The 8,077-nt window shown below is 43.9% G+C and carries 13 protein-coding genes; 7 read left to right on the top strand and 6 right to left on the bottom strand.

The window, feature by feature from the left end; translation table 11 throughout:
• Positions 1–106 precede the first annotated feature (106 nt).
• Together AC805_RS16455 and AC805_RS16460 are read right to left on the bottom strand one after the other, a co-directional pair.
• Positions 107–493 carry a type II toxin-antitoxin system VapC family toxin gene (locus AC805_RS16455; RefSeq protein WP_055076420.1) on the bottom strand — a complete coding sequence of 129 codons (387 nt, stop codon included), beginning with the start codon at positions 491–493 and terminating at the stop codon, positions 107–109.
• A complete protein-coding gene (locus AC805_RS16460) occupies positions 490–714 on the bottom strand; it encodes a hypothetical protein (RefSeq protein WP_055076421.1) in 225 nt (74 codons plus the stop codon). The genes AC805_RS16455 and AC805_RS16460 overlap by 4 nt, the downstream gene beginning before the upstream one ends.
• On the opposite strand from AC805_RS16460, the gene AC805_RS25690 reads away from it, so the two are divergent.
• The 4 genes from AC805_RS25690 to AC805_RS16475 all read left to right on the top strand — a co-directional run bounded on the left by AC805_RS25690 (position 708) and on the right by AC805_RS16475 (position 1,760).
• Entirely contained in the window at positions 708–860 is a 153-nt protein-coding gene (locus AC805_RS25690) for a hypothetical protein (protein WP_156341431.1), read from the top strand. The genes AC805_RS16460 and AC805_RS25690 overlap by 7 nt on opposite strands.
• A gap of 105 nt (positions 861–965) precedes the next feature.
• The gene (locus AC805_RS16465; protein ID WP_055076422.1) at positions 966–1,202 is read left to right on the top strand and encodes a hypothetical protein; all 237 of its coding nucleotides are present in this window, start codon (positions 966–968) and stop codon (positions 1,200–1,202) included.
• The gene (locus AC805_RS16470; protein WP_055076423.1) at positions 1,199–1,483 is read left to right on the top strand and encodes a type II toxin-antitoxin system mRNA interferase toxin, RelE/StbE family; all 285 of its coding nucleotides are present in this window, start codon (positions 1,199–1,201) and stop codon (positions 1,481–1,483) included. Before AC805_RS16465 ends, AC805_RS16470 begins: the two co-directional genes overlap by 4 nt.
• 22 nt (positions 1,484–1,505) lie before the next feature.
• Positions 1,506–1,760 carry a hypothetical protein gene (locus AC805_RS16475; RefSeq protein WP_055076424.1) on the top strand — a complete coding sequence of 85 codons (255 nt, stop codon included), beginning with the start codon at positions 1,506–1,508 and terminating at the stop codon, positions 1,758–1,760.
• Positions 1,761–1,767: 7 nt separating this feature from the next.
• Here the strand turns inward: AC805_RS16475 and AC805_RS16480 are convergent, their stop codons facing one another.
• The 3 genes from AC805_RS16480 to AC805_RS16490 all read right to left on the bottom strand — a co-directional run bounded on the left by AC805_RS16480 (position 1,768) and on the right by AC805_RS16490 (position 4,622).
• The gene (locus AC805_RS16480) at positions 1,768–2,001 is read right to left on the bottom strand and encodes a type II toxin-antitoxin system HicA family toxin (protein WP_055076425.1); all 234 of its coding nucleotides are present in this window, start codon (positions 1,999–2,001) and stop codon (positions 1,768–1,770) included.
• Positions 1,998–2,222: a type II toxin-antitoxin system HicB family antitoxin gene (locus AC805_RS16485; RefSeq protein WP_055076426.1), complete on the bottom strand. Its 225-nt coding sequence runs from the start codon at positions 2,220–2,222 to the stop codon at positions 1,998–2,000. Before AC805_RS16485 ends, AC805_RS16480 begins: the two co-directional genes overlap by 4 nt.
• 81 nt (positions 2,223–2,303) lie before the next feature.
• Positions 2,304–4,622: an NACHT domain-containing NTPase gene (locus AC805_RS16490; RefSeq protein WP_072143650.1), complete on the bottom strand. Its 2,319-nt coding sequence runs from the start codon at positions 4,620–4,622 to the stop codon at positions 2,304–2,306.
• 241 nt (positions 4,623–4,863) lie between these two features.
• On the opposite strand from AC805_RS16490, the gene AC805_RS16495 reads away from it, so the two are divergent.
• From AC805_RS16495 to AC805_RS16505, 3 genes are all read left to right on the top strand, one after another.
• Positions 4,864–5,067 (top strand): hypothetical protein, encoded by a 204-nt coding sequence (locus tag AC805_RS16495; protein ID WP_055076427.1) that lies wholly within the window; start codon positions 4,864–4,866, stop codon positions 5,065–5,067.
• Between the two features lie 156 nt (positions 5,068–5,223).
• Positions 5,224–6,279 carry a bifunctional DNA-binding transcriptional regulator/O6-methylguanine-DNA methyltransferase Ada gene (gene ada / locus AC805_RS16500; RefSeq protein WP_055076428.1) on the top strand — a complete coding sequence of 352 codons (1,056 nt, stop codon included), beginning with the start codon at positions 5,224–5,226 and terminating at the stop codon, positions 6,277–6,279.
• The gene (locus AC805_RS16505; protein ID WP_055076429.1) at positions 6,270–6,890 is read left to right on the top strand and encodes a DNA-3-methyladenine glycosylase; all 621 of its coding nucleotides are present in this window, start codon (positions 6,270–6,272) and stop codon (positions 6,888–6,890) included. Before ada ends, AC805_RS16505 begins: the two co-directional genes overlap by 10 nt.
• Positions 6,891–7,219: 329 nt before the next feature.
• On the opposite strand, the gene AC805_RS16510 is transcribed toward AC805_RS16505, so the two are convergent.
• The gene (locus AC805_RS16510) at positions 7,220–7,909 is read right to left on the bottom strand and encodes a diacylglycerol/polyprenol kinase family protein (RefSeq protein ID WP_055076430.1); all 690 of its coding nucleotides are present in this window, start codon (positions 7,907–7,909) and stop codon (positions 7,220–7,222) included.
• Between the last annotated feature and the right edge of the window lie 168 nt (positions 7,910–8,077).

Genomic DNA, 8,077 nt, shown 5'->3' on the forward strand with positions numbered 1-8,077 from the left:
TTCTTAAATGGTTTCTTAAACTTAGTGACTATTAAACAGGCGATCGCTTTTTATGATCAATATCTTCAAAAGCAAAGGCGCGATCCTGCTTTCCTGTAAATAATCATCACCAAATCAACGAACATTCATAATTTTTAAAAACTGAGTCGCGGCTAATTAAAGTTGCATTTTCAACTTTAGACTGAGCTATGAGAATTCTATCAAAGGGATCTTTATGGTGTAATGGTAAAGTTTTTAATTCTAAAATATGAGGAAGTGTTACAGATATTAGGCTGATATTATTTTGCTCCTGCTGAATCTTTAGCATGAGTTCTAGATCGTCTCTAAGAGTAAGTTTGCCTAATTGAATTTTGATTTGTATTTCCCATAGACTTACCACGCTAAGAATTACCTCATTGTGAGGATCTTGAAGTAAGGTCATGGTATTTTTAGGAATATATTCTGGCTCGCTATGCCACCACATAAAAGTGTGGGTATCTAACAATAATTTCATGTTTCTCCAAGCCAGAATTCATCGGGTAATGGATCGTCAAAGTCAGCCGTAAATATACAAGATCCTAAACCTAGTCCTGCTTGGCGTAAGCGTTTGGATGAGGAGTCTTGAGGCTTTTGATTGATTTTTATTTCTACCCATTGCAATAATTGTGTAGCCAGTTGAATTTGCTCTTGAAGGTCTAAATTTTTAGCTTCGTTTAAGAGTTCTTTTAATGGCATATAATCGTCTCCCTTGCAAGATTTTATGTTGCCGATGCCATTATTTTAGCGCGATCGCCTATATCGATCATCTGGAATTAGTAAAGCGATCGCTTTTTATGATCAATATCTCCAAAAGCAAAGGCGCGATCCTGTTTCCCTGTTAAAGCAAAGTGGTTTTATCGGTTGTGGTGATGGCGATCGCAATTTGTCCACTGAGAAATAACTGAGAAATATTGATTATAATCAAATAGGTTGTTAGGTTACTCTTTATGCAAAGTACTGTAAATCAGGTATTAGAAACTCCTTCATTCCAAAAGGCGATCGATGCAGTAGAGGCTTTATCTTTGCAAGATCAAGTTGTGCTTCTTAACATTTTAAGTAATCGTTTGAAACAACGCCAAAGTCAGCAAGTAATCCAAGAGGTCAAAGAGGTTCAGCAGGAGTACTTGGAAGGGAAGGTTAAGTTTGGTTCTGTTAGTGATTTCTTAGCGGAGTTGGATAGTTGAGAGAAATTGGTTGGACTCCTAAATCAATCAGAGCTTTTAAACGGCTAGTTCGCAAAAATCCTCAACTGCGTCCTTTGCTTGAAAAGACTTTACTGCAATTAGCTGAGGAACCATTTCATCCAAGTTTGAGGACTCATAAGTTGATGGGAGATTTATCGGATGTATGGTCTTGTTCTGTTGATTATAGCTATCGGATATTGTTTCAGTTTGTCCAAAATCATGAAAATGGTGTTGAAGCCATTCTATTGATTAATATTGGCTCTCATGACGAAGTCTACTAAAAAGGAAAAAGGAAATTAAATTATGGCTGCTCAAATTAATGCTGTTCTTGATGATGAACATACTGCTAAGTTAGCCTATATCCAGCAACAAACTAAGGAAAGTGAGATAGAGACTATTAAACACGCGATCGCTTTTTATTATCAATATCTTCAAGAGCAGAAGCGCGATCCTGCTTTCCTATTAAAGCAAAGTGGTTTTATCGGCTGTGGTGATGGCGATCGCAATTTGTCCACTAACTATAAGGTAACTTTGAAAACGATTTTAGATACATTTTAAATGGGAATTAATCATTCAGTAAATCTACAAACTCTTCAACTGTCAAATTAGCGTCATTCAGGATGCTCTTCAATGTCTTAGGTTTGAGAATTGTCGAACCGTGATAGGCAACAGTTGCCCTGCGACCTTCATCATTTTTATATATTTTATGGCTTCCACTTTGTCGGGTAAGGACAAATCCAATTTTTTCTAACACACGAATGACTTCGTTAGCATTGACTCTAGGTAAACGAGGACTCAAGCAGTCACCTCCACTGATGTAAGGCTAATCTGTCCAATCTTGGGTAATTCTTCACCACTCAATAGCCGATCTTCAATGTGGAGGGAAATTGCATCTTTAATATTTTCTAAAATTTCTTCGTAGGTATCGCCCTGTGTGTAGCAACCCTGAAGAGAAGGACAAGAGGCAAAGTATCCATCCTCATCTTTTTCTATGATTACGGGTAAAGTAAATTTGTTCATATACCTAATTCTTTACTGTAGGTTGATTATAGCGAGTCTTGTAGTAAGGGGGAAATAAATAATCTTTTTCCTTTTGCCTTTCTACTTTTTACTTGGCAAGAGCATCGTTGATTCGATTTCTTCGCGGACTTGTTTGCTGACGTAGCTGCGGTTCATGCACTCGACAAGGAGTAGATTGGCTGCGTAATATTGATTGAGAAGTTCTACTTGCTCTTTGGTAAATTGCCAATCATGACCGATATTGCGGCGATCGATGCAAACTTGTTGAAGTTCTCTACTCCATTCTTCTCCATGATTTTCCCACCAATCAGAGATATTCTCTCGGTTGATAGGTATCTTAGACTTAAGCGCTTGCAGCGCTTGTCGCAATACATCATCACCAAGATCGGAGACGAGGGCGAGGGCGCGGGCGAGGGCGAGGTCGCGGGCGAGGGCGCGGTCGCGGTCGAAGGCGCGGTCGAGGTCGAGGTCGAGGTCGAGGTCGAGGTCGAGGGCGAGGTCGAGGTCGAGGTCGAGGGCGAGGTCGCGGTCGAGGGCGAGGGCTTCAACGTATGCGTAAAAGGCTCTAACCGCCACAGTTTTATAGCTAAACTCCACAGAATTTGTCTTCTGATTTACCCATTCTAGAAACGCTTGCAACTTCTCATCATGGGCACATATTCCATCAATGCGAGCCTTCATTAATTTCAAAAAATCATCCGATCGCCTCAACATTTCCGCAGTCAGATAAAACATCTCCTTCCATCTAGGATTAGAAATATTCTCGATTAATCTTTCAAAATGTCTTTCTCTCTCAATTTCTCGCGCCGCAAAATATTCCTGAAAAGTCAAATGGGAAAAAGAATAAATATTTCTTGCCCTTTCCACTAACAAACCATGATGATGCTCGATCGCCTTTAGCACCACCTCACTATCCAGCCGCAACGCATCAGAATCGGCGGATGCTTCAGGGAGATTGCAGATATAGTCCTTAATCTGGCGTTGCAAATCCTCTTGCCGAAAGAAATATTCACCCTTCTCAAAGGTATTAAAGGCAATCTGTCCCAGCATATCCTCCTTATTCTGTGGTGACAGATGCTTATAAATCATCTCCCGTTCAATATTCCGCTTCGCATCCCACTTTTTCATCAATACTTCCAAACCTTCCTTATACAGTTCCGATCGCTTCGGTGGGAAGTCGTTACGCTCTCCAAATACCAAACATAAAAGCGTCAGTAACAAAGGATTTTTTGCCAATTCCTTGACAGGTTCGTTATCTTCTAACCTCTCTAACAGCCGTGCTGCCTTTGACTCGTCCCTTTCCCGAAACCAATTATTCACAAAGGTTTCAATCTGCCCATCATCAAAATCTGCAACCTCGACTTCCGTAAACTTCTCAAACTGATATTCCCTTGCTGCAATTCGACAGGTAATCGCAAATCGATTTTTTAGCCAATCCCTCGATAAGCGATCAATATCCTGCTTAACACGATCATCATCTTCCTTCTTCACCTCATCCAATCCATCCAACAGGATTAACGCTTTACCGCTATCTAGCAACTGTTTTGCCTCATCCTGCGATACCTTACGCTTAGCAAATTCCGTCAAAATATAATTCTCTAGCGATGGCTGTCCCCTCTCCTCCGCATAAGCCTTCAGCGTCACAAAAATCGGCACAAGTTCCCCATGAAACCTACCCGCAAGGCAAGACATCGCCAAATATTTCATAAACGTGGTTTTCCCTGCCCCTGGTTTACCCAACACCACCAGCTTTTGAATTTTATCTACCGCCTTAATTCCCTTCACCCGTTTTTGAATCGTCCCCACTAAAAAGCGATCGAAATGCTCACGGGTATATACCTCCATCACTTCGTCATAACCAATCCGCCGCCGCCCAATCACATCCTTAATGATATTCACATCGGTATAAATCCGATCCAAATCGACAGGTTGCGTCATATCCAACACCCGCATCGTCCCACAGCGATCACGAATATCATCCGCGCATCTCTCCCGCGCCAATTTCACCAAATCCTCAATACTCAACTTCGGTATATCTTTGGCTTCAGCCGATTTATCCGAATTACCAACTATTTGATTGATCGTTACGGTAATATCACCGCCAGCAGTCAGGCGATCGGCTCCCAACTGTTTAACAGTTGCCATCTCATCATTTGCCTCAGCTATCATTAAAGGCTTTCCCGTTTCTTCACCCCTTATATCGCGCCAATCCAGTTCTAAAAATTTGCACAACTCCTCAAAATTTGATCGCGCGATCGCCTCTCCCCTAAATAAAACCGTAATCGTTGATCGCGAAATTCCCAGAGCCTCAGCAAGCGCTTTTTGCGTGAAACCACCCTGTTTCATCGCCAATTTAATCTGCTTGATACCCGCCTCAGAAGCCCGTAGCGATCTTGACATTGCTAAACCTCAACCATCTAAAAACTATTTTGGCATTTTTTAAAGTCACGCAAAATCTGGGTTCGGCTCCGCTCACCCAACGGAGCGATCGAGGGCTGAGCGAAGCGATGCACTGAGCTTGTCGAAGTGTCGAAGCCCGTCAACGAAGCCACCAAAACACGCAAGTCACGCAAATCACGCAAAGTCAGTCAAGCAGCCATATTTCATAGTGATTGCATAGTTTAATTCAGAGCAAAAAATTATGCCAGTCCAAACTCAAACCCAAACTCAGCCACAAATTCAGCCACAAGCTCAAAAGCAAGTCACGACTCAAGCGATCGCCTCCACGCCATCGCCAACAACCACCGACAACATCCCCGCAATTATTAATAATCCTACCGTTGGGATTATCCTCGCCTTCGCCGTACTGGTTCGCGCCATTCTCGGCTCGCCCTCAGCAAATTAAGTAGCTAAAGAGAGCGTATGCCCGCGTAGCGGGCATACGCTCTCTTTAGCTTAGACAAGAATTAGATCGCAAGAATTAGATATTCACCCTCAAGTCTGGTGACATAGGATATCAGGATATCAAAGTAGTCACGAAGTAGTTACGAGGTATTTCGCCATGACGCAATTTACTGCTAGCGATCGACGATGGGAGGCAATAATTGCCAGCAATCCGCCAGCAGAAGGAGCCAACTTTTATGCCGTGAAAACGACAGGTATCTATTGCCGACCACAATGCAAATCCCGCATACCAAAACCCAACAACATCCAGTTTTTCGCCACCACTAACGAAGCTGAAGCCGCAGGCTTTCGCCCCTGCAAACGCTGTCAGCCTCATACCGACTCGCCACAAACAGAACGCGAGCAACTAATCGCCAAGATCTGCAAAACCATCGAAGCCTCTGCGGAAATGCTCTCTTTAAATGAATTGGCGCAGATGGCAGGCTTAAGCCCCTATCATTTTCAACGGGTATTCAAGCAGATTGTCGGAGTCACGCCTAAAGACTATGCCAAAGGCGATCGCGCAAAACGTTTACGCGATCGCCTACCCCAAGATTGTTCGATTACCAATACCCTCTATGCAGTAGGTTATGAATCTAGCAGTAGCTTTTATACTGAAGCCCCCCATATATTAGGAATGAAACCCAAGGAATACAAACAAGGAGCGCAAAATCAGGAAATCCGCTTGGCGATAGAAAATACCAAGTTAGGATGGGTCATAGTTGCCGCAACCGAACTAGGAGTTTGTGCGATCGCCCTCGGCGATAACCCCGATGAACTGTTTAGCGAAATCCATCGGCAGTTTCCCCAAGCCCAATTTTGTAACGATAATCTCACCTTCCAAGCATGGGTAGCCGATGTCGTAGCAGCGATCGCCATGCCACAGCGCAGCATAAATTTGCCCTTAGACATTCAGGGTACAGCCTTTCAACAACAGGTATGGCAAGTATTACAGTCTATTCCCCTAGGCAGCACCCTCAGTTATCAGCAGGTTGCCAACCAGATGGGGAAACCCAAGGCAGTTCGCGCCGTTGCTTCGGCTTGTGCAGCGAATAAAATAGCGATCGCCATTCCCTGCCACCGCGTCGTGGGGAGTAACGGTTCGCTCAGTGGCTATCGATGGGGAGTCGCCCGAAAGCAAGCACTATTGGAACTGGAAAAACAGTGGAACTAACCAAACCCAATCGAGATTTCCGCAAGGCGATCGCCCAACTCTATCTACTCGATCCCGATTTTCAGCAGATCGAAACCATCGCTGGCAGCTTAGAAATAAGAAGTTACGAACCCACCTTTGCCTCCCTCGTTCGCATCATCGTCGGACAACAGCTCTCCACCAAAGCTGCCGATGCTATCTTTTTGCGACTCAGCGAGTCATTAGAGATTTTGCCCTCACCTATTGCCACCTGTGCCGAAGAGGAATTACGAAAAGTCGGGTTAAGCCGTGCCAAGGTTGCTTGCTGCCAAGCCCTAGCAATGGCAATTCTGGAAGGAAAGATCGATCTAGAATCTTTTGCCAAACTGCCAGATGAAGCGATCGCCACCCAACTCCTCCAGATTAAAGGCATCGGCAAATGGACGGTAGAGATATTTTTACTATTCTGCCTTCAGCGCCTAGACATCCTGCCAGCCAACGATCTAGCGCTCCAAGTCGCCTATCAAAAATTAAAGAACCTCAGCATTCGACCGACGGCAAAGGAACTGATCGCTTTAGTTACTCCTCTAACTCCTTACCGTGGCGTTGTTGCCCATCTCCTCTGGTATTACTATCGCTATCTCCATTCATAAGTAATACCAAAACTAAAAATGGCGTTGCCATTTTTAGTTTTTCAAAACCTTATACCAAGTCACGAAAGTGTGACAACACTTTGGTGACTTGAAACCCAAACCCAGTAATACCAAAGCTCAAAATGGCGTAGCCATTTTGAGCTTTGGTATTACTGGGTTTTAAGATTCCCAAAATGGCAACGCCATTTTGGGAATTGGTATTAAATAGCTAGGTGCAATTAGATATAAAACCCTAAAACCTGCGGCGCAGCGTGCGCCATAGGTTTTAGGGTTTTCCAAGCTAAAAATGGCGTAGCCATTTTCGGCTTGGAAAACCCTTCGGTATAAATTTAGAGTGTTGATTCCAGCAGATAGCTCAAAAAAGCAGAAGAAAGGGGAACGGAAATATTATCAGTTCCCCCTGGAGAAAAGGCTTCGAGAATGGCGGCGATCGCCGCTACAGGAATGACAACCCCAAGATCGCGAAGGCGAAAGCCCTTAGCTAGCACCAAAATAATCACCATCACAATCGAGCTGGTGACAAACATCGCGAAGGAGCCTTCCAGACTGCGCTTATTGCCCATATGGACAAAAGTATGTTTGCCAAAGCGTTTGCCAATGAGTGCTGCCATGCCATCGCCCCAAGACATCACCATCACACCGACTACCGCATATTCAGGAAATCTATCCCACAGTAGCGCTACTAAAATCGTAATACTGAGAGCGTAGTAAAATATCCCGTAGGTTTTGCGTCCCACATCGTTGAGCATAGGCAAAACACTGATGTAGTGAGAGGCTAGAGCGATCGCGCTAAAGGTCACTCCCGCACTCACGCATAACCATGTGGGAAAATGCAGCCACCAAGCGATCGGTAAGACATTACCCGTGCCAATATGGACAACTTTGCGAACTAACTCTGGATCTTGTTTGAAGCGGTGCAAGATATTTGAAGCCAGAAATACTAAGCCGAGCCAGACCAATACCGCGCTAATTTGCATCGACAGAGTGGCTATGGGCGAGATTTCGCTAGTTGCGATCATAGGACAAGCTGCTTATTATAAATTACAAAAATTAAAATATTTATATATCAATCCTAAACCATTTGTTGTTCTCGAATTTTAGCGAACCGATCGCTAAGGCTCTTGCGGATAAAAAAGTCTCGCAATGAATAGCAAGTCGCTAGTCGGTCTGTTCGCTCTTCTATAGCT

The sequence above is a fragment of the Pseudanabaena sp. 'Roaring Creek' genome (assembly GCF_001402795.1).
Classification (GTDB): domain Bacteria; phylum Cyanobacteriota; class Cyanobacteriia; order Pseudanabaenales; family Pseudanabaenaceae; genus Pseudanabaena.

Bases quoted from the DNA above. Each gene is read 5' to 3' on its own strand.
- AC805_RS16455 (WP_055076420.1), bottom strand. From the start codon at position 493: ATGAAATTATTGTTAGATACCCACACTTTTATGTGGTGGCATAGCGAG.
- AC805_RS25690 (WP_156341431.1), top strand. From the start codon at position 708: ATGGCATATAATCGTCTCCCTTGCAAGATTTTATGTTGCCGATGCCAT.
- AC805_RS16460 (WP_055076421.1), bottom strand. From the start codon at position 714: ATGCCATTAAAAGAACTCTTAAACGAAGCTAAAAATTTAGACCTTCAA.
- AC805_RS16465 (WP_055076422.1), top strand. From the start codon at position 966: ATGCAAAGTACTGTAAATCAGGTATTAGAAACTCCTTCATTCCAAAAG.
- AC805_RS16475 (WP_055076424.1), top strand. From the start codon at position 1,506: ATGGCTGCTCAAATTAATGCTGTTCTTGATGATGAACATACTGCTAAG.
- AC805_RS16485 (WP_055076426.1), bottom strand. From the start codon at position 2,222: ATGAACAAATTTACTTTACCCGTAATCATAGAAAAAGATGAGGATGGA.
- AC805_RS16490 (WP_072143650.1), bottom strand. From the start codon at position 4,622: ATGTCAAGATCGCTACGGGCTTCTGAGGCGGGTATCAAGCAGATTAAA.
- AC805_RS16495 (WP_055076427.1), top strand. From the start codon at position 4,864: ATGCCAGTCCAAACTCAAACCCAAACTCAGCCACAAATTCAGCCACAA.
- ada (WP_055076428.1), top strand. From the start codon at position 5,224: ATGACGCAATTTACTGCTAGCGATCGACGATGGGAGGCAATAATTGCC.
- AC805_RS16510 (WP_055076430.1), bottom strand. From the start codon at position 7,909: ATGATCGCAACTAGCGAAATCTCGCCCATAGCCACTCTGTCGATGCAA.